Here is a 20,696-nt window from a genome sequence, read left to right on the forward strand (position 1 = left end):
GAGGCGGGAACAGAAGCGTTTAGCTCCGAGAAATAAGAAGAAATTCACGAAAATTGCTTTTCAAATTTTTGTGAATTTCGGCTTATTTCCGAAGGAGTTGCTTCTGCTTCCGCCGTTTATTCGCATTTAGAGCGAGCATCAAAAGTGAAAGAAACTTTTGATGCTCGCTTATTTTTTTATTCATATTTAACTTCTACAAGATACAGGCCTTCCGGATGTGCCGTTGGTCCAGCTAAATTACGATCTTTCTTTTGGATAATTTCTGGAAGTGAGTCTTCAGCCAAACGGCCATTGCCGATTTTCAGCAAGGTTCCAACTAAAATCCGAATCATTTTATATAAAAAGCCATCCCCGCGAAATGTAAATGTCAGCTCATCCCCCGCCTCATTCACTGCAAGCGTCGCTTCATGGATCGTCCGTACCTTATCCTCTATTTCCGTACCTGACGCACAAAAAGACGTAAAATCATGCGTACCCAGCAAATCAGGCAATGCCCGTTCGATCTTCTCAATATCAATTGGGTAAGGAAAATAACTAGCGTAAAAACGTCTGAATGGGCTTCGCGGCTTACCAATATCCACTTTAAACTGATAGGTCTTTTCTACCACATGATAGCGGGCATGAAACTCATCAGAAACAATTTCAACCTGCTTTACGGCGATATCTTCCGGCGTTTGAGTATCTAAAGCAAAACGCATTTTTTCCAAGTCTCTTGTTTGCGGGTAATCAAAATGAATGACCTGCCCTGATGCATGAACGCCTGCATCGGTTCGACCTGAGCCGAAAATCGTAATCGTTTTGCCATTATTCATTTTTCTTAAGGTTTTTTCAACTTCGCCTTGAACCGTACGGCCATCCGGCTGTGACTGAAAACCATTAAAATTGGTCCCATCATAAGCGATTATTGCTTTGTAACGCGGCATTTATTTTCCACCTTTACTTCTAACTTCTTACAAAAACTAATACTGCCGTCAATACGACAAAAGCAAGCAGCACCATTGTATCATTTGTACGCCAATGCAATACACGATATTTGGTTCGTCCATCTCCGCCCTGATAGCCGCGCGCTTCCATAGCAGTCGCCAGCTCTTCTGCCCGATTAAAGCTACTTACAAACAAGGGAATCAACAAAGGCACCACTGCTTTCATTTTTTGAATCAAACTGCCTTCGCCAAAATCGACGCCTCTAGCTCGCTGGGCATTCATAATTTTTTCCGTTTCATCCATCAACGTCGGTACAAAACGCAGTGCAATCGACAGCATCAAAGATACCTCGTGGACTGGAAAACGAACCACACGCAAAGGTCGCAACAAATACTCAATCGCATCGGATAAATCAAGCGGCGGTGTCGTTAAGGTTAATAAGGTGGACATGAAAATAATCAGCACAAAACGGCAGAAAATCATCAAGCCATTCATTACGCCAAATTCCGACAGCGTAAAAATGCCCCATTTAAAATAAACCTCGCCACCTTGAGTGAACAGCACCTGTAAAGCTACCGTGAATAGAATCAGCCAAATCAATGGTCTAACGCCGCGAATGAAAAAACGAATATTTATTTTAGACATGAAAATAGCAGCTAAGGTAAAAATGGCTAATACAGCAAAAGTCAGCCAATTATTCGCCAAAAAAATAATTCCGATAAAATAAAAGCTAGCAATCAGCTTCGCCCGCGGATCTAAACGATGAATCACTGAATCACCTGGAATATAACGGCCTAAAATCAATTTATTCATCATTGATCCTCACCTGCTTTCTCCACATTTTGCAGCAATTGATCCGCAAGCTGCGCAGCTGTTAACGGCAGGTAGTCAAAGGTCATGCCTTTGGCGATCAGCTTTTCTGCAAAAGCCGCTGCGGTTGGTACGCCCAGCTGTTTTTCTTTTAACCAGTCAATATCAGCAAAAACTATTTGTGGTGTCCCCGCTTTAACAATCTTGCCTTTTTCAAGAACAAGCACGTGATCCGCATAATTCGCTACATCATCCATTAAGTGCGTAACTAAAACAATCGTAATGCCTTGCTTCTTATGCAGTTGCTCAAACATTTCCATCATTTCTTTGCGCCCTTGCGGATCTAGACCTGCTGTTGGTTCATCCAATACCAAGACTTCCGGTTCCATTGCTAAAACACCGGCGATAGCTACACGACGCATTTGACCGCCTGATAATTCAAATGGCGAACGATCCAAATAGCTGTCGTCTAAACCGACTAAATGCAGCATTTTGGCTGCTGTTTGTTGTGCCTCTTCCTCCGTGACGCCAAAGTTTTTTGGTCCAAACGCAATATCTTTTGCCACAGTTTCTTCAAATAGCTGCGCTTCCGGAAATTGAAACACAATACCGACCTTTTTGCGAATCGGTTTTAAATTTTTATTATTCGTTTCCGGTACGATCGTCCGATCTCCGATTGTAACGGTTCCTTTGGTTGGCTTAACCAAGGCATTTAGATGCTGAAGCAAGGTTGATTTACCACTGCCGGTATGTCCGACAATTGCTGTATAAGAGCCTTCTTTAATCGTTAGATTCACATCAAATAATGCCCGTTGCTCAAATGGCGTGTTCGGCTGATAAGTAAAGTCTACTTGTTCAAAACGGATGTCCATAGCCATTCCACCATCCCTTCTTCAGTCAAGTATTCTTTGGGAACCTCAATACCGCGATCCGCTAACGCAATTTTTAGCTTTTCAGGAAACGGCAGATCTAAGCCCATTTGAACTAACTCTGTTCCAGCTGAAAAAATCTTTTCTGGTGTGCCTTCATCAATCAGCTCACCTTGTTTCATCACTAAAATCCGATTCGCATTTGCTGCTTCGTCAATATCATGAGTGATGGAAATAACCGTTAAATTACTTTCTTCTTTGATCTTTTGGATCGTCTTAATCACTTCTTCTCTGCCTTCTGGATCAAGCATGCTGGTTGCTTCGTCCAAAATAATAATATCCGGCCGCAACGCTACTACGCCAGCGATTGCCACACGCTGTTTTTGACCTCCGGATAAACGAGCCGGTTCTCTGGTCGCAAAAGCATCCATGCGAACTTTTTCCAGTGCATCCTTCACTCTTATAACCATTTCCTCGCGGGGAATCCCCTGATTTTCCAAACCAAAGGCTACATCATCCTCCACGGTTGAACCGACGAATTGATTATCAGGATTTTGAAAAACCATCCCTACCATGCGGCGAATATCCCAGACATTAGCTTCGTTCAGTTCCATGCCGCCGACCGTGATACTTCCAGAAGCAGGTAGTAATAAACCGTTAATGGTTTTTGCCAAGGTTGATTTGCCTGACCCATTATGTCCAATAATTGCGATCCACTCACCTTGTTGGATGGAAAAGGAAACATCTTTCAAAGCGGGAGAAGCATCTTCTGGCTGATAGTTAAAATTAATATTCTTTAATTCAATGATCGATTGCATCGCGTACTCCCTCAACTATTTATTCTTACTAACACTAACAAAAAATCAGTGTTTTTTCAATTATCTATCCTTTGCTTTACACTGATTCCTATTATAACAAAATAACATCCGTTATGGGAGTTCTTATCTGTCATGACAGCATTTTTATTGAAAAAAATGTAAAATAAAAAAATGACCGAAATCTCTCAGTCACTTTTCAACATTCTCCATTGCATTGTTTCGATTATTGCTGTAAATACTCAAACGCGTAGCGGGCATAGAGCTCGGCACCGACTTCCATAGCATCTTCATCCACGTTGAACCGACCATGATGGTGCGCCCACTCGGTGTCTTTTTCCGGATTACCGCAGCCAACCAGCGCAAAACAACCGGAAGTCTTTTCCGTATAATAACTGAAATCTTCACCGCCTGTTGTAGGCTCTGCTTGGACTAAAGCTCCCTCTCCGAAGCTTTCCGAAATTATTTTTTGTGCGAGCAAAGCTGGAGCTTCATCATTAATTACCGGCAATGTTCCATACTCATACTGAACAGTTGCTGTACCGCCGTACATCGCCGCAGTTTGTTCACCAAAACGCTTTAACGCTTGTTCCACCCGATCACGTGTCGCAAGACTAAAGCAGCGAACCGTTCCCTCTAAACGAGCATTTTCAGCGATCACATTAAATCTGGTTCCAACCGCCATCTTTCCTACAGTCACTACAACTGGATCAAGCGGATTCGTTTCTCTGGAAACAACAGCCTGCACATTCATTACAAAAGAAGAAACCATTACCGCAGCATCCACACATGCATCTGGCATTGCTCCGTGACCACCCTGACCTTTAAAATCTACTGAAAATATATCCGCAGAAGCAAAGGAAGAACCTACCACACAAGAAGCAGTTCCTGAGGGCAGCTGTGACCAAATATGAATGCCGAATACGTCATCTACACCTTCTACTGCTCCTTGCGCAACCATCGCCTTTGCTCCTTGCGCATTTTCCTCTGAAGGCTGAAAAATGAAGCGAACTGTTCCTTTAAGCTCTGCCTGCACCTCTTTTAATGCCTTCGCTGCTGTCAATAGCATGGCTGTATGCGCATCATGTCCACACGCATGCATTTTTCCGTCCTCCAAAGATTTATACGTCAGTTCCTCGTTCAATTCTTGCACCGGTAATGCATCCATATCCGCTCTAAGAGCGACCGTTTTTCCCGGCTGACCGCCTTTTAGCTCCGCAATTAACCCCGTCGGTTCTGTCTTGCGGTAAGGAATGTCAAGCTGATCAAGTACCTGTGCGACTTTCTCCGTCGTTCTAAACTCTTCAAACTGCAATTCAGGATGCTGATGCAGATCTCTGCGAAAGTCGATCATGTCTGCTTTATATTTTTGAATTAATGCCTTTAATTGGTTCATTTACTTTCCTCATTTCTATAAATTTAATAGGATACTTGAAAAAATACCGGCCAAAATTACTGAAACAATCGTCACTGTGACAAAACCTGCAACCAGCATCGGCGGTAGCATGTGACTAGTCAACGCGGCTCTTTCTTTTTCATCATCAGTGAGTGATTGAATCACTTCATTCGTAATAATATAATCAGCTGGAAAACCATACAAAGCCGTTAATGACACTGCAAATGACATTTCCGGACTAACGCCCAATAGTTTACCGACAATCGCTGAAAATAAATACATGCCGACAACGCCGATCACAATAATTCCAATCATCGGTAAAAATAATTCCTCCAGCATTTCCGGTGTCGCCTTTTTTAAGCCATCAAAAATGAACAGCATCAACGCTAAAATAGCAAAGCCAAAGCTATTCGCTTTTTTCAACGGCTGCTTTTCTAAAAAGCCTACGGAAGATGCCACTACGCCGAAAAATAAACATAAAACAAACGGACTAATCGTTACAATTGCTGCAGCCCAAACCGAACAATAATACGCCAATAAAGCAACCAAACCTAACCGAAAAATTCGTGAAAAATCCGTATGATATTTTTCTGGTACTTTAGCAAATAACTGCGGAATCTCCTCTGATGAAGAAACTTGTTCAGCAGCTTCCTGCTCCACAAGCGGCTGCCAAGTTCCGGCACGATATTTTTTCAGCATACGTTGCCCTTCTCTTTTTAACATAATTGAGGTTAAAGGATAGCCTGCAAAGCCTTGCATGACATAAATCAAAATGGCCAAAACAGATAATGAGGTTAGTCCAGCCGTCTGGGCTGCCTCTGACATAATCAAGGATGATACCACGCCGCCGACTAACGGCGGTACAGCCACTAAGACAGTTTCTAGATCAAATAATACCGTTCCTGCAGTTAATAATAAAATAATAATACCGACGATCCCTGAAAGTGTCACTACAATCGTTTTCCATTGATTCACTAATTCCCTGATTGATAATAAAGTTCCCATATTAGTAATCAGTAAATACATTAGCAATGTCGCTACGACTGGTGGAATCCCGGCAATCTCAACAATGTTCTCCGGAAAGAATGTCCAGTAGCCAATCACAAATAAAACGGCACAGACAAAAACAGATGAGACCCACGCTTTGGTTTTCGCTGAGACAACATCGCCAATATACAAAATACCTGTAACTAAAACAAATGCAGTCATTTGTTCCATATATTTCCTCCTTTTTAACTTATTATCAGAAAATTCCGACTAATAAAAGTATACTAAACTTTACATAGCTAGGCAATGCCTTATTGCTTAAATGGAAAAAAGCCCTTAGAAAAGCAGGCTTTTCTAAGGGCATAAAAAAACACCTTATAATGATATATGATGAGTGCTTCTCTGCCAAGGTTATTGGCAGAGAAAGCGCTGAGCTAGACTAGGAGTCGCCTCCAACATCATAACACTCTAAAAGAATCATTTATAAAGTGACGGTATAGTTCGATTATTTAACTAGTTCTAAAATTACCATTGGTGCTGCATCTCCGCGTCTTGGTTCTGTCTTCAAGATACGAGTGTAACCACCTTGGCGTTCAGAGTAACGAGGTGCAATATCATTAAACAACTTTTGTAAAGCTGATTCAACAACGATTGCTTCGTTTTCTTCACGTACGCTGGCAACTTCATTACGTACAAAAGCAGCTGCTTGACGACGAGCATGAAGATCTCCACGTTTGCCTAAAGTAATCATTTTTTCTGCTGTAGAACGAACTTCTTTCGCACGAGCTTCAGTCGTAACGATACGTTCGTTAATAAATAAATCAGTAGTTAAGTCACGCAACATCGCTTTACGTTGGCTTGATGTGCGTCCTAATTTACGATAACCCACGTTGGTTTTCCTCCTTCACTAAGTTTCGTATACAGTCCGACTAAATACTATGGAAAGACGGACTAGCATCCTTCGTAAAAAGTATTAATCGTCTTTACGTAAGCCTAAACCTAAATCATGTAATTTTAGTTTAACCTCTTCAAGAGATTTACGACCTAAATTACGTACTTTGATCATTTCTGGTTCAGATTTATTCGTAAGTTCTTGTACAGTATTGATACCTGCACGTTTTAAACAGTTATATGAACGAACAGACAAGTCAAGTTCTTCGATGGTCATTTCAAGCATTTTTTCTTTTTGTGTTTCTTCTTTTTCAACCATGATTTCAGCGTTTTTCGCTTCATCAGTTAAGTTAACAAAGATGTCTAAATGCTCCGTCATGATCTTAGCAGCTAAGCTAAGAGCTTCTTGAGGAATGATTGAACCATCAGTCCATATTTCCATGGTTAATTTGTCGAAATCATCACGACGACCAACACGAGTGTTTTCTACTTGGTAGTTCACACGGCGAACTGGTGTATAGATGGAGTCAACTGGGAGAACACCAATCGGCATATCTTCCTTTTTGTTTTCGTCTGCTTGAACATAGCCACGACCAGGTTTCACTGTTAAGCGAGCATGGAAAGTAGCTCCTTCAGAGACACTACAGATAACTAAATCTTTATTCAAGATCTCAACATCGCTGTCAACGATAATATCGCCAGCAGTTACTGTAGCAGGTCCTGTAATATCGATCTCAAGGGTTTTTTCTTCTTCAGCGTAAAGCTTTAATGCTAAGCCTTTGATATTCAGGATGATTTGCGTAACGTCTTCTCTTACACCTTTAATAGTGGAGAATTCGTGTAATACGCCATCAATTTGAATATTAGTAATAGCAGCTCCTGGTAAAGAAGATAATAAAATACGACGTAGAGAATTACCTAAAGTAGTCCCGTAACCTCTTTCCAGCGGTTCAACGACGAACTTGCCATAATCTCTATTCTCATCAATTTTTTCGATTCTTGGTTTTTCAAATTCAATCATTCTTATCTATACCCCTTTCAAAACGAAAAGTGTCTTGTTCAATGACGTTCTTAATTCAAACTCAGAATGAGTGGCACTCATTAAACACGACGGCGTTTTGGAGGGCGGCATCCATTATGAGGAACTGGAGTCACGTCACGAATTGCAGTCACTTCTAAACCTGTTGCTTGTAATGAACGAATTGCTGCTTCACGTCCAGAACCAGGTCCTTTAACTGTTACATCCACAGTTTTAAGTCCATGTTCCATTGCCGCTTTAGTTGCAGCTTCTGCAGCCATTTGTGCGGCAAAAGGAGTTGATTTTTTACTACCTTTAAAGCCTAATGATCCTGCTGATGACCATGCTAATGCATTCCCGTGAGTATCGGTAATCATCACAATTGTATTATTGAATGTAGAATGGATATGTGCAACTCCTGATTCTATATTCTTTTTCACACGGCGTTTACGACTAACTTTTTTTGCTGCCATGAAGTTCTAACCTCCTTCACTTAGGAATTATTTTTTCTTGCCTGCTACAGTACGAGCTGGGCCTTTACGAGTACGTGCATTATTTTTCGTGTTTTGTCCACGAGTTGGTAATCCACGGCGATGACGGATACCACGGTAAGAACCGATTTCCATCAAACGTTTGATGTTTAAGTTCACTTCACGACGAAGATCCCCTTCAACTTTAAGTTTATCAATTTCCGCACGGATCGCATCTGTTTGTTCATTCGTTAAATCACGAACGCGAATATCTTCAGATACGCCAACGTTTGCTAAAACTTTCTTAGCTGTAGTGTTTCCAATACCATAAATGTAAGTAAGAGAAATTACTACACGTTTATCACGAGGGATGTCTACTCCTGCAATACGAGCCATTCTACGTTACACCTCCTATTATCCTTGACGTTGTTTATGTTTTGGATTTGCTGGGCAAATGACCATAACACGTCCTTTACGGCGAATTACTTTACAATGTTCACACATTGGTTTTACTGATGGTCTTACTTTCATGATAATACCTCCCTGATTTTACGGAGTACAATTATTTAAAGCGATAAGTGATTCGACCACGAGTTAAATCATAAGGCGATAACTCTACAGTCACTTTATCTCCAGGTAAAATTCGAATATAATGCATACGGATCTTACCGGAAACAGTAGCAAGAACTTGGTGTCCATTTTCTAGTTCAACTTTAAACATTGCATTCGGCAAAGTTTCGACGACTGTACCTTCGACTTCAATCATATCTTCTTTTGCCACGCACAGTACCTCCTTGTACTTGTTTCGCATTTTCACACGATAAAACGGCGGAAACTTCAGCTCCCACCTAGAATTTTCAATTAAACTTCTACTTATAAAAAGATAGAAGTCGGACTGATATATTCTATCATAAACTATTCTATTTGGCAAGAGAATCTGAATCCAACAAAATGGTCAGCTGCGGGCAATGTATACAACTATTTTTCAATGATTTCCTTTACTTCAGAAAAAACAGTATCTATTTCGCGATTCCCATCTATTGTATGCAGCACATTTTTAGCTTTGTAGAACTCTAAAATTGGTGCACTGCCTTTGATGTTGACTGCCAAACGATTTTTAACCGTTTCAGGCTTATCATCTTCTCTTTGATAAAATTCATGTCCGCCGCAACGGTCGCATGTGCCCTCTTCGGTTGGAGGGTTAAAAATTTTATGGTAAGTTGCGCCGCATGAGCGACAGATAAACCGGCCAGCCAAGCGCTCAACTAAAATTTCTTCTTCAACATGGATGTCGATGACAGCATCAATTTTTTTATTTAATTCAGTTAACATTTTATCTAAAGCTTCAGCTTGTTCCAACGTTCTTGGAAAGCCGTCCAATAAGAACCCTTTGTCAGTATCTGACTCCGCTAAACGTTCTTTGACGATTCCGTTTGTTACAGCATCTGGAACGAGTTCACCTTTATCAATATAAGATTTCGCTTCTAAGCCAAGAGCAGTTTCATTTTTCATTGCTGCACGGAACATATCTCCAGTAGAAATATGCGGAATACCGTAAGTATCAACGATTTTTTCTGCTTGAGTCCCTTTGCCTGCTCCAGGCAATCCCATTAAAATGAGGTTCATTTCTTTTCCTCCTAATTTTAAAGGCTGGCTCGTGAAGCTAGCCGCGTGTGAGAACCACGGTCGAGACGGAAGTGCTTCATTCTTAAAAGTCCTCATTCAAAGAATCGATTTTTTCAAGAAAGCTACTTCAGTCACGCCATTTATGAAGTAAGAATTGCTTCCTACTCATATGATTCCTACTTGTTGATAAAGCCAACGTATTGACGTTTCAACATTAAACCTTCTAATTGTTTAGCTGTTTCTAGTGCAACACCAATTACAATCAGCAAGCTGGTTCCTCCAAGACCGATAGACTGCGGTAATTTCCAAAGCATTTGAGCAATGATTGGCAGTAACGCAACTAGTCCCAAGAAGATAGAACCAACAACACTTAATCTCATCAACATTCCAGAAATATATTCTTCTGTCCCTTTACCTGGTCGTACGCTTGGAATATAGCTTCCTTGTTTTTGCAAGTTTTCCGCTAATTTCTCAGGGTTAACTTGAACAAAAGCATAGAAGAATGTAAACGCAACGATCAGTACAGTATAAATAATCGCACCTGGAACGGTGTTATAACTGAAGATTTGTGTCATGATGTCGTACCAGCCTTTGCCGGAAAAGTTCTTAGCAAAAGCCTGCAAAACAGCGTTTGGTGTGGCAATCAATGAGCTTGCAAAGATTACTGGAATAACGCCGGCAGCATTTACTTTTAACGGTAGATAGCTGCTTGTCGGTGCTCCGGAAACACGTTTTGTGTATTGGATCGGAATTTTTCGTTCTGCTTGTTGGAAAAACGTCACTAAAGTCACTACGATTAAAATAGCGATTAACAACACAACAATAAAGATCGCAGACTGCCAAATTCTGGAAGAATCAATATTGATAAAGTAATCTTCAACGATTTCTTTGATTCCTGCAGGCAATCGAGAAATGATCCCCGCGAAAATAATCATAGAAACACCATTACCGATCCCTTTTTCAGTAATTTGTTCTCCCAACCAAGTCACAAACATTGTTCCCCCAGTTAAGATAATTGCAATCATGATATAGGTATTAAGGTTTGGATTGGTGACAATCCCTGTTTGACTTAACCCTTGAAAACCAGCAGTGATCCCCATAGACTGAGCAATCCCCAAGACAATCGTTAGATATCTGGTTGCTTGATTCAGTTTTTTGCGGCCCACTTCACCTTGTTTTGACCATTCTACAAATTTTGGTACAATGTCCATTTGTAATAATTGAATGATGATTGACGCAGTAATGTAAGGCGAAACCCCCATCGAGAAGATAGAGAAGTTCTGCATGGCACTACCACTAACCATATTCAGCATATTTAAAAACGGTAAATTGCTTAAGTCTTGCAAACCTTTTGCATTCACGCCAGGCACTGTAATATGAGCACCTAAACGGAAAACAAAAAGAACGAAAACAGTAAACAAAATTTTTGATCTAATGTCTTTGACTTTAAAAGCATCTTTTAATAGTTTGAACATTAGATCACCTCGATTGATCCACCAGCAGCAACAATTGCTTCCTCAGCTGCTTTAGAGAATTTAGCTGCTTTCACAGTTAATTTTTTGGTTAATTCACCGTTTGCAAGAACTTTAATTCCAGCTTTTTCGTTTTTCACGATTCCAGCTTCAATTAGTCCAGCAGGTGTTACTTCAGTCCCATCTTCAAAACGATTTAAGACATCTAAGTTGATGACTGCATAATCTTTACGGTTGATGTTAGTGAAGCCGCGTTTTGGTAAACGACGGAATAATGGAGTTTGACCCCCTTCAAATCCTAAACGTACACCACCGCCTGAACGAGCTTTTTGCCCTTTTTGTCCACGGCCGGCTGTTTTACCATTACCAGATGAAGTACCACGTCCAACACGATTACGTACTTGGCGTGAACCCTCAGCAGGTTTTAATTCATGAAGTTTCATTGGTTTGGCACCTCCTTAAACAATGTACTATTGTAAATTAAACTTCTTCAACGTCCACTAAGTGTGACACAGTGTTGATCATGCCTTTGATTGCTTCATTGGCAGGCTTCACAACAGAGCTGTTTACTTTTCCTAAACCTAAAGCTTTTACTGTATCTCTTTGGTTTTGAGGACGTCCGATCACGCTGCGTTTTAATGTTACTTTTAATTCAGCCATTCTTATGTCCTCCTTATCCTAAGATTTCTTCTACAGATTTACCGCGAAGTGCTGCCACTTCTTCGGCACGTTTTAATTGTTTTAACCCTTCAACAGTTGCACGAACAACGTTGATTGGTGTATTTGAACCTAATGATTTTGATGTGATATCTAACACACCAGCTAATTCCAATACGGCACGAACTGGTCCGCCAGCAGCTACCCCAGAACCCTCTACAGCAGGTTTCATAAGGATACGGCCGCCACCAAAGACTCCGATCACTTCGTGAGGGATAGTAGAACCAACCATAGGCACTTCAACTAAGTTTTTCTTCGCGTCTTCGATTGCTTTACGGATCGCTTCTGGTACTTCTTGTGCTTTACCAGTACCAAAACCTACGTGTCCGTTTTTATCTCCCACAACGACTAAAGCAGCGAAACGTAGACGACGTCCACCTTTAACAACTTTAGTTACGCGGTTGATTGCTACAACGCGGTCTTCTAATTCCAAGTGTTTTGGATCAATATAAACCATGAATGGTGTTCCTCCTTCTCCTAAAATTCTAGTCCATTTTCACGAGCTGCTTCAGCTAAAGCTTGCACGCGGCCATGGTAAAGGTATCCACCACGGTCAAAGACTACTTCTTTAATGCCTTTTTCAGCAGCACGTTCAGCAACTAGTTTACCCACAGCTGCAGCTGTTTCTGTTTTTGTTCCACCTGAAATTTCTTTATCTAAGGCAGAGGCACTTGCTAGCGTTACACCCGCTACGTCATCAATAATTTGAGCGTAGATGTTTTTGTTAGAACGAAAAACGTTCAAGCGTGGGCACTCAGCAGTACCAGAGATTTTGTTACGTACACGACGATGTCTCTTTTGACGTGTTTTATTTTTATCTGGTTTTGTAATCACAATTGTCACCTCTTTGTATTTGCTAGCATTTAAGCTGCGATAGCTACTTGAAGGTTATCTTCCAACCAAGGTTGAAAAATAACGTCCAAAGTACTATTATTTACCAGTTTTACCTTCTTTACGGCGTACGAATTCGCCAACATAACGGATTCCTTTGCCTTTATAAGGTTCTGGAGGACGAACACCACGGATGTTTGCTGCAAGTTCACCAACATGTTCTTTGTTAGCGCCTTTTACAACAACTTGTGTGTTTGACGGAACTTCAACTGTTACACCAGCAGGTGGTGTGATTTCAACTGGATGAGAGTATCCAACGTTAAGAATCAATTTTGTTCCTTGCATTTGAGCACGGTACCCAACCCCGATAAGTTCAAGTCCTTTTTCGAAGCCTGTGCTTACACCAACAACCATGTTGTTGAAGTTGGCACGAGTAGTTCCGTGAATTGTTTTCATGTCTTTGCTATCGTTTGGACGAGTGAATGTTACTTCATTTCCTTCGATATTCATTGTGATATCAGAAGAGAATTCGCGCGTCAATTCACCTTTTGGTCCTTTTACAGTCACGTTGTTTCCTTCTTGTTTGACTTCAACGCCAGCAGGAAGTACAACGATTTTATTACCAATACGGCTCACTTAGAGACACCTCCTTGTGTATTTTTTAAATTACCATACGTAGGCGATTACTTCGCCGCCGATATTTTTTGCTCTTGCTTCTTTATCAGTGATAACACCTTCAGAAGTTGAGATAATCGCGATTCCTAGACCGTTTAAGACTTTAGGCACTTCATCAGATTTGACATAAGCACGTAAACCTGGTTTAGAAATACGTTTTAAGTTTGTGATAACACGTTCTTCGTTTTTACCGTATTTAAGGAAAACACGAATTACGCCTTGTTTGTCATCTTCGATATATTCTACATCGCGTACGAATCCTTCACGTTTCAGGATTTCAGCGATATCACGTTTGATTTTTGACGCAGGTACTTCCAAGCTCTCATGTTTTACCATGTTGGCATTACGAATGCGAGTTAGGAAATCTGCAATAGGATCTGTCATGACCATTGAACTATTTACCTCCTTTATGCGAGTTTACTTGTTTACCAGCTAGCTTTCTTCACGCCGGGAATTTGACCTTTATAGGCAAGTTCGCGGAAGCAAATACGGCAAAGATGAAATTTACGATAAACTGAATGTGGACGTCCGCAACGTTCACAACGAGTGTAAGCTTGTGTTGAATGTTTGGCAGGGCGTTTGTTTTTAGCAATCATTGATTTTTTAGCCACGTAGTTCGCCTCCTTATTTTATTTTTGGAATGGCATACCTAATTGTGTCAACAACTCACGAGATTCTTCATCTGTGTTAGCTGTTGTAACAATAACGATGTCCATACCACGTACTTTATCTACTAAATCATAATCAACTTCTGGGAAGATTAATTGTTCTTTAATACCTAAAGTGTAGTTACCGCGTCCGTCAAAGGCTTTTTTACTTACACCGTGGAAGTCACGTACACGAGGTAGAGAAACTGTTACTAATTTATCTAAAAATTCGTACATTCTTTCTCCGCGTAGAGTAACTTTCGCACCGATTGGCATACCTTCACGAAGACGGAAGCCAGCGATTGATTTCTTAGCTTTCGTGATCAATGGTTTTTGACCTGTGATCAAGGCTAATTCTTCAACAGCTTTATCTAAGTTTTTTGCATTTGATACGGCATCACCCACACCCATATTGATAACGATTTTATCAACTTTAGGTGTTTGCATAACCGAACTATAATTAAATTTTTCCACCAAAGCTGGTGTGATTTCTTTGATATATTTTTCTTTCAGGCGGTTCATGCTTTTGCAGCCTCCTTTCTTATAATCTATTTATCTAAGACTTCACCGGTTTTTTTAGAAACACGGACTTTTTTACCATCGACGTCTTTGTAGCCAACACGACCAGCTACACCATTACCGTCAAGTACCATCACGTTAGAAACATGAATTGGCGCTTCAACTTCCAAGATGCCACCTTGCGGCGCTGCTTGGCTAGGCTTTTGGTGTTTTTTCATGATGTTGACACCTTCAACGATGACTTTGTCTTTTTTAGGGAACGCTGCTAATACAACGCCTTCTTTGTTTTTGTCTTTACCAGAGATAACTTTTACTTTATCGCCTTTTTTAACAAACATTATTGTTTCGCACCTCCTTTGATACGCGTCCTGATTATAATACTTCTGGTGCTAGAGAAACGATCTTCATGAAGTTGTTTTCACGCAATTCACGTGCAACAGGACCGAAGATACGAGTTCCACGCGGGCTCTTATCGTCACGGATAATAACCGCAGCATTTTCATCAAATTTAATATAAGAACCGTCAGTACGACGAGCTCCTGATTTTGTACGAACGATAACGGCTTTTACTACTTCACCTTTTTTAACAACTCCACCTGGCGTTGCTTGTTTGACCGTAGCAACAATTACGTCCCCAATATTAGCAGTTTTACGTCCAGAACCACCTAGTACTTTAATCGTTAAGATTTCACGTGCACCAGAGTTGTCTGCAACTTTTAATCGGCTTTCTTGTTGGATCACGATGTGTATCCCCCTTTCAGATTTTATGCTTCAATCTATATAGGAAAATCTCGTTTTATTAGATAATAACTGCTTCTTCGACTACCTCTAGTAAGCGGAAACGTTTTGTAGCTGATAATGGACGAGTTTCCATGATTCTTACGATGTCTCCAACTTTTGCAGTGTTGTTTTCATCATGAGCTTTGTACTTTTTAGAATATTTCATACGTTTACCGTAAATAGGGTGGTTTTTCTTTGTTTCGATGACAACCGTAATTGTTTTGTCCATCTTATCTGAAACGACACGTCCTTGGTAAACTTTGCGTTGATTTCTTTCTTCAGTCATACGCGTTTGGCCTCCTTCCACTATTAGTTAGCTTGTTCACGCAATACTGTTTTGATGCGTGCAATCGATTGACGTACTTCTTTAATACGTGCAGTGTTTTCTAATTGACCTGTTGCTAGTTGGAATCTAAGATTAAACAATTCTTCTTTGAATTGCTTTTCTTTTTCAAGCATTTCGGCAGTGGTTAATTCTCTGATTTCTTTAACCTTCATTCGATTCACCACCCATTTCCTCACGTTTTACAATCTTAGTTTTGACCGGTAATTTGTGGGATGCAAGACGAAGAGCTTCACGAGCTACTTCTTCAGGTACGCCTGCGATTTCAAACATGATCTTGCCACGTTTAACTGGTGATACCCAGCCTTCAGGAGCCCCTTTACCTTTACCCATACGAACACCGATAGCTTTGCTTGTATATGATTTGTGAGGGAAAATTTTAATCCATACTTTCCCGCCACGTTTCATATAACGAGTCATAGCGATACGGGCAGCTTCGATTTGACGGTTAGTAATCCAGTGAGATTCTGTTGCTTGTAAACCCCATTCACCAAATGCTACTTCTTTACCGCCTTTGGCTTCACCACGCATTTTACCTCTAAATTCACGACGGTGTTTCACACGTTTAGGTACTAACATGATTATTTCCCTCCTTTCTCAGTGTTTTTTTTCGTTGGAAGAATTTCTCCACGGTAAATCCACACTTTAACTCCTAATTTTCCGTAAGTTGTGTCTGCTTCTTCCCATGCGTAGTCAATATCTGCACGCAAAGTATGAAGTGGAACTGTACCTTCAGAGTAACCTTCTGAACGAGCGATATCAGCACCGTTTAAACGACCTGATACTTGTGTTTTGATTCCTTTAGCGCCTGAACGCATAGTGCGTTGGATCGCTTGTTTTTGCGCACGACGGAAAGCAACACGGTTTTCTAATTGACGTGCAATTCCTTCGCCCACTAATTTTGCATCTAAATCTGGTTTTTTGATTTCAACGATGTTGATGTGAACTCGTTTGCCAGTTAGTTTGTTTAATTCTTTTCTTAGGTTTTCGACTTCAGATCCGCCTTTACCGATAACCATACCTGGTTTAGCTGTGTGGATTGAAATGTTCACACGATTTGCAGCGCGCTCAATCTCAATTGTAGACACAGCGGCATCAGCAAGTTTTGTCGCGATAAATTTACGGATTCTTAAATCTTCGTGTAAGAACTCAGCATACTCTTTTTCAGCATACCATTTTGCATCCCAGTCGCGGATGATGCCTACACGCATTCCAATTGGATGTACTTTTTGACCCACTGATTGTCCCTCCTCTTAATTGGTGACACTTGTTTTTTTGAAACAAGTTTCTTTTTTGAGGCTTGATGCCAGTTATCTCAAAGCATAAAAACACCTAGAGATAAGTGACCTTCCTCTTATCTAGTAATATCTGCTTTAGTACACAGATTATTTTTCTGATACAACGACAGTGATATGACTTGTACGTTTGTTGATTGGTGATGCTGAACCTTTTGCACGCGGACGGAAACGTTTCATTGTTGGTCCTTCGTTAACATAAGCTTCAGAGACTACCAAGTTTTCAACGTCTAAGTCAAAGTTGTTTTCAGCGTTAGCTACTGCTGACATTAAAACTTTTTCAATAACTCCAGCAGCTTTGTTCGGCGTGAACTTTAAAATTGAAATTGCGTCTGCAACGCTTTTCCCTCTAACAAGATCAATTACTAAACGTGATTTACGAGGAGAAACGCGAACTGTTTTAGCAGTCGCTTTAGCTGATGTGATTTGTTCTGCCATTTGGATATCCTCCCCTCAAATTAGCGTCTTGTTTTTTTATCGTCGGCAGCGTGGCCACGATAAGTTCTAGTTGGTGCAAATTCACCTAATTTATGTCCTACCATATCTTCTTGAATGTATACTGGAACGTGTTTACGTCCATCATATACAGCAATTGTAAATCCAACAAATTGTGGAAAAATTGTAGAGCGGCGAGACCAAGTTTTGATAACTTTTTTCTTTTCGGCACCTTGTTGAGCTTCTACTTTCTTCATTAAATGCTCATCAGCGAAAGGCCCTTTTTTCAAACTACGACCCATGGTGAACCTCCTCTCAAAATGTACGACACATGGTCAAAAAAATTATTTAGTACGACGACGAACAATAAGTTTGTCTGATTTAGCTTTTTTGTTACGAGTTTTCAAGCCGATAGCTGGTTGTCCCCAAGGTGAAACTGGCGCTTTACGTCCGATTGGTTGTTTACCTTCACCACCACCGTGTGGGTGATCGTTAGGGTTCATTACGCTACCACGAACGGTTGGGCGTTTACGCATCCAACGAGAACGGCCGGCTTTACCGATGTTGATTAATTCGTGTTGTTCGTTACCAACCGCACCGATTGTTGCACGGCAAGTTGCTAAGATCATACGAACTTCACCAGAGTTCAAACGGATTAATACGTATTTGCCTTCTTTACCAAGCACTTGAGCGCTTGTTCCAGCAGAACGGATCAATTGACCGCCTTTACCAGGTTTCATTTCAATGTTGTGAACAACAGTACCTACTGGAATGTTTTCCAATGGTAGTGCGTTCCCTACTTTAATATCTGCTTGTGGACCTGAAACTAGGCGCATACCTACTTCTAATCCTTTTGGTGCTAAGATGTATGCTTTAACTCCGTCTTCGTAATGTACTAACGCGATGTTAGCAGAACGATTTGGATCATACTCGATTGTTTTAACAACCGCTACGACGTTGTCTTTATTACGTTTGAAATCGATCAAACGGTATTGACGCTTGTGACCGCCACCTTGATGACGAACAGTGATACGACCGTTGTTATTACGACCGGCATTGTTTTTTAATGGCGCCAACAACGTTTTTTCTGGTGTTGATGTCGTGATTTCAGCGAAATCAGACGTTGTCATATTACGACGGCCATTTGTGGTAGGTTTGTACTTTTTAATCGCCACGTCTTTTTCCCTCCCATTTAGTAATTAAACATGGACTGCTTATTCAGCAGCATCGAAAATTTGGATTTCTTTTGAATCGTTTGTTAATGTCACAACAGCTTTGCGACGTTTTTTAGTATATCCTGCATATTTGCCCATGCGTTTGAATTTTGGACGCACGTTGATGATGTTTACGTTTTTCACTTTAACATCAGCAAAAGCTGCTTCTACAGCTTGTTTTACTAAAGTTTTGTTTGCGCGAGTGTCCACTTCGAACGTGTATTTCTTTTCGTCCATAGCAAGCATGGATTTTTCAGTGATCACTGGGCGTTTGATTACGTCTAGTAAGTTCATTATGCAAGCACCTCCTCAATTTGAGTAAGAGCAGTTTGTGTTGCCAATACTTTTGTATTAGAAACGATATCTAGAACACTTACGTTATCAGAAGTTACTACAGAAACGTTTGGTAGATTACGTGCAGACAATGCTGCGAAATCATTTCCAGCTTCTAGAACAACTAATACTTTTGCATCGATAGATAAGTTTGCAAGTACTTGTTTGAATTCTTTTGTTTTTGGTGCGTCAAAGCTTAATGCATCAACAGCAACCAAGTTGTTTTCAGCAACTTTGTCTGACAATACAGATTTCATTGCTAAACGACGAACTTTTTTAGGAAGTTTGTAGCTGTAAGAACGTGGTGTTGGTCCGAAAACTACGCCACCTCCACGCCATTGTGGTGAACGGATTGAACCTTGACGGGCACGTCCAGTTCCTTTTTGGCGCCATGGTTTGCGGCCGCCGCCACGAACTTCTCCGCGGTGTTTTACTGAATGAGTTCCTTGTCTTAATGAAGCGCGTTGCATGATGATTGCATCGTAGACAACTGATTCATTTGGTTCGATTCCAAAAATTTCTTCGTTTAATGTGATTTCACCATTTTGAGTTCCATCTTGTTTAAATAATGCTACATTCGGCATTCCTTAGTTCCTCCTTTCCTTATGCTTATTTAGCTTTCACAGCTGATTTGATTGTGATTAATGATTTTTTCGCTCCAGGAATGTTACCTTTGATCATGATAACATTTCTTTCAGCGTCCACTTTAACAATTTCAAGGTTTTGAATTGTTACGCGGTTGCCGCCCATGCGTCCTGCAAGGCGTTTATTTTTAAATACACGGTTAGGTGCTACTGGACCCATTGACCCAGGACGACGGTGGTAACGAGATCCGTGACTCATTGGTCCGCGGCTTTGTCCGTGACGTTTGATAACGCCTTGGAATCCTTTACCTTTCGTAGTTCCTGTAACATCAATAATGTCTCCTGCTTGGAAAACATCTACCTTAATTTCTGTTCCTACTTCATATTCTCCTAGCTCAACATTTTTGAATTCCTTAATGAAGCGCTTAGGAGCCGTGTTTGCTTTTGCAACATGACCTTTCGCAGGTTTGTTTGATAAAACTTCACGTTTGTCTTGGTAACCAACTTGGATAGCTTCGTATCCGTCAGTTTCAACAGTTTTTACTTGTAAAACTACGTTTGGCGTAGCTTCAACTACTGTTACTGGAATTAATTCACCAGACTCAGTAAAGATTTGTGTCATTCCCACTTTTTTCCCTAAGATTCCTTTGGTCATGAGTACACCTCCATCATCTTAATTTTATAGTTTGATTTCAATATTCACACCAGATGGTAAGTCAAGCTTCATTAAAGCATCAACTGTTTTTGGTGTTGGGTTCACAATGTCGATTAGACGTTTGTGCGTACGCATTTCGAATTGTTCGCGTGAATCTTTGTATTTATGAGTCGCACGAATAACTGTGTAAAGTGAGCGTTCTGTTGGTAATGGAATCGGACCTGATACGTCAGCTCCAGTTCTTTTTGCTGTTTCCACAATTTTATCCGCTGATTGATCTAAAATACGGTGTTCATACGCTTTTAAACGGATACGAATCTTTTGTTTTGCCATCTTGTTCCCTCCTTCGCCTATTTTGAAAGTAGACATAGCTCCACGAAAATTTTTCCG

Annotated in this window: 35 protein-coding genes; all 35 read right to left on the bottom strand. The window is 40.7% G+C overall.

What is annotated here, in order from left to right; genetic code table 11:
- Nucleotides 1-176 precede the first annotated feature (176 nt).
- The 35 genes from truA to rpsJ all read right to left on the bottom strand — a co-directional run bounded on the left by truA (nucleotide 177) and on the right by rpsJ (nucleotide 20,639).
- A complete protein-coding gene (gene truA, locus ABH902_RS03750) occupies nucleotides 177-923 on the bottom strand; it encodes a tRNA pseudouridine(38-40) synthase TruA (RefSeq protein WP_404589234.1) in 747 nt (248 codons plus the stop codon).
- Nucleotides 924-942: 19 nt separating this feature from the next.
- Complete coding sequence (locus ABH902_RS03755) at nucleotides 943-1,740, bottom strand: energy-coupling factor transporter transmembrane component T family protein (RefSeq protein ID WP_404589235.1); 798 nt, start codon at nucleotides 1,738-1,740, stop codon at nucleotides 943-945.
- Nucleotides 1,737-2,606 (bottom strand): energy-coupling factor ABC transporter ATP-binding protein, encoded by an 870-nt coding sequence (locus tag ABH902_RS03760; protein WP_404589425.1) that lies wholly within the window; start codon nucleotides 2,604-2,606, stop codon nucleotides 1,737-1,739. Before ABH902_RS03760 ends, ABH902_RS03755 begins: the two co-directional genes overlap by 4 nt.
- Nucleotides 2,582-3,421, bottom strand: a complete 840-nt coding sequence (locus ABH902_RS03765; protein ID WP_404589236.1) for an energy-coupling factor ABC transporter ATP-binding protein — start codon at nucleotides 3,419-3,421, stop codon at nucleotides 2,582-2,584. The genes ABH902_RS03760 and ABH902_RS03765 overlap by 25 nt, the downstream gene beginning before the upstream one ends.
- A gap of 223 nt (nucleotides 3,422-3,644) precedes the next feature.
- Nucleotides 3,645-4,814, bottom strand: a complete 1,170-nt coding sequence (locus ABH902_RS03770; RefSeq protein WP_404589237.1) for a M20 family metallopeptidase — start codon at nucleotides 4,812-4,814, stop codon at nucleotides 3,645-3,647.
- Between the two features lie 15 nt (nucleotides 4,815-4,829).
- The gene (locus ABH902_RS03775) at nucleotides 4,830-6,032 is read right to left on the bottom strand and encodes a hypothetical protein (RefSeq protein ID WP_404589238.1); all 1,203 of its coding nucleotides are present in this window, start codon (nucleotides 6,030-6,032) and stop codon (nucleotides 4,830-4,832) included.
- A 274-nt stretch (nucleotides 6,033-6,306) separates the two neighbouring features.
- Nucleotides 6,307-6,690, bottom strand: coding sequence for a 50S ribosomal protein L17 (gene rplQ, locus ABH902_RS03780; RefSeq protein ID WP_404589239.1), 384 nt, complete (start codon nucleotides 6,688-6,690; stop codon nucleotides 6,307-6,309).
- Between the two features lie 84 nt (nucleotides 6,691-6,774).
- Nucleotides 6,775-7,713, bottom strand: a complete 939-nt coding sequence (locus tag ABH902_RS03785) for a DNA-directed RNA polymerase subunit alpha (protein ID WP_069662434.1) — start codon at nucleotides 7,711-7,713, stop codon at nucleotides 6,775-6,777.
- A gap of 80 nt (nucleotides 7,714-7,793) precedes the next feature.
- The gene (gene rpsK, locus ABH902_RS03790) at nucleotides 7,794-8,183 is read right to left on the bottom strand and encodes a 30S ribosomal protein S11 (protein WP_154776679.1); all 390 of its coding nucleotides are present in this window, start codon (nucleotides 8,181-8,183) and stop codon (nucleotides 7,794-7,796) included.
- A gap of 27 nt (nucleotides 8,184-8,210) precedes the next feature.
- Nucleotides 8,211-8,576, bottom strand: coding sequence for a 30S ribosomal protein S13 (gene rpsM, locus ABH902_RS03795; protein ID WP_154776680.1), 366 nt, complete (start codon nucleotides 8,574-8,576; stop codon nucleotides 8,211-8,213).
- A gap of 18 nt (nucleotides 8,577-8,594) precedes the next feature.
- Nucleotides 8,595-8,711, bottom strand: coding sequence for a 50S ribosomal protein L36 (gene rpmJ, locus ABH902_RS03800; protein ID WP_002288710.1), 117 nt, complete (start codon nucleotides 8,709-8,711; stop codon nucleotides 8,595-8,597).
- 31 nt (nucleotides 8,712-8,742) lie between these two features.
- The gene (gene infA / locus ABH902_RS03805; RefSeq protein ID WP_002356224.1) at nucleotides 8,743-8,961 is read right to left on the bottom strand and encodes a translation initiation factor IF-1; all 219 of its coding nucleotides are present in this window, start codon (nucleotides 8,959-8,961) and stop codon (nucleotides 8,743-8,745) included.
- Between the two features lie 197 nt (nucleotides 8,962-9,158).
- A complete protein-coding gene (locus ABH902_RS03810) occupies nucleotides 9,159-9,806 on the bottom strand; it encodes an adenylate kinase (protein WP_404589240.1) in 648 nt (215 codons plus the stop codon).
- Between the two features lie 176 nt (nucleotides 9,807-9,982).
- The gene (gene secY, locus ABH902_RS03815; protein ID WP_404589241.1) at nucleotides 9,983-11,281 is read right to left on the bottom strand and encodes a preprotein translocase subunit SecY; all 1,299 of its coding nucleotides are present in this window, start codon (nucleotides 11,279-11,281) and stop codon (nucleotides 9,983-9,985) included.
- Nucleotides 11,281-11,721, bottom strand: a complete 441-nt coding sequence (gene rplO / locus ABH902_RS03820) for a 50S ribosomal protein L15 (RefSeq protein WP_069662429.1) — start codon at nucleotides 11,719-11,721, stop codon at nucleotides 11,281-11,283. The genes secY and rplO overlap by 1 nt, the downstream gene beginning before the upstream one ends.
- Before the next feature lie 37 nt (nucleotides 11,722-11,758).
- A complete protein-coding gene (rpmD, locus tag ABH902_RS03825; RefSeq protein WP_404589242.1) occupies nucleotides 11,759-11,938 on the bottom strand; it encodes a 50S ribosomal protein L30 in 180 nt (59 codons plus the stop codon).
- Nucleotides 11,939-11,951: 13 nt separating this feature from the next.
- Nucleotides 11,952-12,452, bottom strand: a complete 501-nt coding sequence (gene rpsE / locus ABH902_RS03830; RefSeq protein ID WP_154776684.1) for a 30S ribosomal protein S5 — start codon at nucleotides 12,450-12,452, stop codon at nucleotides 11,952-11,954.
- 20 nt (nucleotides 12,453-12,472) lie between these two features.
- Nucleotides 12,473-12,829 carry a 50S ribosomal protein L18 gene (rplR, locus tag ABH902_RS03835; protein ID WP_404589243.1) on the bottom strand — a complete coding sequence of 119 codons (357 nt, stop codon included), beginning with the start codon at nucleotides 12,827-12,829 and terminating at the stop codon, nucleotides 12,473-12,475.
- Between the two features lie 96 nt (nucleotides 12,830-12,925).
- Nucleotides 12,926-13,462, bottom strand: a complete 537-nt coding sequence (gene rplF, locus ABH902_RS03840; protein ID WP_404589244.1) for a 50S ribosomal protein L6 — start codon at nucleotides 13,460-13,462, stop codon at nucleotides 12,926-12,928.
- Nucleotides 13,463-13,492: 30 nt separating this feature from the next.
- Entirely contained in the window at nucleotides 13,493-13,891 is a 399-nt protein-coding gene (rpsH, locus tag ABH902_RS03845) for a 30S ribosomal protein S8 (RefSeq protein ID WP_010770626.1), read from the bottom strand.
- 35 nt (nucleotides 13,892-13,926) lie between these two features.
- A complete protein-coding gene (locus ABH902_RS03850; RefSeq protein WP_002356214.1) occupies nucleotides 13,927-14,112 on the bottom strand; it encodes a type Z 30S ribosomal protein S14 in 186 nt (61 codons plus the stop codon).
- Nucleotides 14,113-14,130: 18 nt separating this feature from the next.
- The gene (gene rplE / locus ABH902_RS03855; protein WP_404589245.1) at nucleotides 14,131-14,670 is read right to left on the bottom strand and encodes a 50S ribosomal protein L5; all 540 of its coding nucleotides are present in this window, start codon (nucleotides 14,668-14,670) and stop codon (nucleotides 14,131-14,133) included.
- 26 nt (nucleotides 14,671-14,696) lie between these two features.
- Nucleotides 14,697-15,005 carry a 50S ribosomal protein L24 gene (gene rplX / locus ABH902_RS03860; RefSeq protein ID WP_404589246.1) on the bottom strand — a complete coding sequence of 103 codons (309 nt, stop codon included), beginning with the start codon at nucleotides 15,003-15,005 and terminating at the stop codon, nucleotides 14,697-14,699.
- A 34-nt stretch (nucleotides 15,006-15,039) separates the two neighbouring features.
- The gene (rplN, locus tag ABH902_RS03865) at nucleotides 15,040-15,408 is read right to left on the bottom strand and encodes a 50S ribosomal protein L14 (RefSeq protein ID WP_010766218.1); all 369 of its coding nucleotides are present in this window, start codon (nucleotides 15,406-15,408) and stop codon (nucleotides 15,040-15,042) included.
- Nucleotides 15,409-15,466: 58 nt separating this feature from the next.
- The gene (gene rpsQ / locus ABH902_RS03870) at nucleotides 15,467-15,733 is read right to left on the bottom strand and encodes a 30S ribosomal protein S17 (protein WP_154776687.1); all 267 of its coding nucleotides are present in this window, start codon (nucleotides 15,731-15,733) and stop codon (nucleotides 15,467-15,469) included.
- Nucleotides 15,734-15,756: 23 nt separating this feature from the next.
- Complete coding sequence (gene rpmC / locus ABH902_RS03875) at nucleotides 15,757-15,945, bottom strand: 50S ribosomal protein L29 (RefSeq protein ID WP_010766220.1); 189 nt, start codon at nucleotides 15,943-15,945, stop codon at nucleotides 15,757-15,759.
- Nucleotides 15,935-16,369: a 50S ribosomal protein L16 gene (rplP, locus tag ABH902_RS03880; RefSeq protein WP_002356208.1), complete on the bottom strand. Its 435-nt coding sequence runs from the start codon at nucleotides 16,367-16,369 to the stop codon at nucleotides 15,935-15,937. Before rplP ends, rpmC begins: the two co-directional genes overlap by 11 nt.
- 2 nt (nucleotides 16,370-16,371) lie before the next feature.
- The gene (gene rpsC, locus ABH902_RS03885) at nucleotides 16,372-17,028 is read right to left on the bottom strand and encodes a 30S ribosomal protein S3 (protein WP_404589247.1); all 657 of its coding nucleotides are present in this window, start codon (nucleotides 17,026-17,028) and stop codon (nucleotides 16,372-16,374) included.
- A 147-nt stretch (nucleotides 17,029-17,175) separates the two neighbouring features.
- On the bottom strand, nucleotides 17,176-17,523 hold the full coding sequence (gene rplV, locus ABH902_RS03890) for a 50S ribosomal protein L22 (RefSeq protein WP_154776688.1): 348 nt from the start codon (nucleotides 17,521-17,523) through the stop codon (nucleotides 17,176-17,178).
- Between the two features lie 20 nt (nucleotides 17,524-17,543).
- The gene (rpsS, locus tag ABH902_RS03895) at nucleotides 17,544-17,822 is read right to left on the bottom strand and encodes a 30S ribosomal protein S19 (RefSeq protein WP_154776689.1); all 279 of its coding nucleotides are present in this window, start codon (nucleotides 17,820-17,822) and stop codon (nucleotides 17,544-17,546) included.
- Between the two features lie 42 nt (nucleotides 17,823-17,864).
- The gene (rplB, locus tag ABH902_RS03900; RefSeq protein ID WP_404589248.1) at nucleotides 17,865-18,695 is read right to left on the bottom strand and encodes a 50S ribosomal protein L2; all 831 of its coding nucleotides are present in this window, start codon (nucleotides 18,693-18,695) and stop codon (nucleotides 17,865-17,867) included.
- Nucleotides 18,696-18,734: 39 nt separating this feature from the next.
- Nucleotides 18,735-19,028, bottom strand: coding sequence for a 50S ribosomal protein L23 (locus tag ABH902_RS03905; RefSeq protein ID WP_154776690.1), 294 nt, complete (start codon nucleotides 19,026-19,028; stop codon nucleotides 18,735-18,737).
- Nucleotides 19,028-19,651, bottom strand: coding sequence for a 50S ribosomal protein L4 (gene rplD / locus ABH902_RS03910; RefSeq protein WP_154776691.1), 624 nt, complete (start codon nucleotides 19,649-19,651; stop codon nucleotides 19,028-19,030). Before rplD ends, ABH902_RS03905 begins: the two co-directional genes overlap by 1 nt.
- A 25-nt stretch (nucleotides 19,652-19,676) precedes the next feature.
- Nucleotides 19,677-20,306 (bottom strand): 50S ribosomal protein L3, encoded by a 630-nt coding sequence (rplC, locus tag ABH902_RS03915; RefSeq protein ID WP_404589249.1) that lies wholly within the window; start codon nucleotides 20,304-20,306, stop codon nucleotides 19,677-19,679.
- Nucleotides 20,307-20,330: 24 nt separating this feature from the next.
- Entirely contained in the window at nucleotides 20,331-20,639 is a 309-nt protein-coding gene (gene rpsJ, locus ABH902_RS03920; RefSeq protein ID WP_002389727.1) for a 30S ribosomal protein S10, read from the bottom strand.
- Nucleotides 20,640-20,696: the final 57 nt, after the last annotated feature.

The organism is Enterococcus sp. UD-01, from assembly GCF_044909655.1.
Lineage (GTDB): Bacteria > Bacillota > Bacilli > Lactobacillales > Enterococcaceae > Enterococcus_L.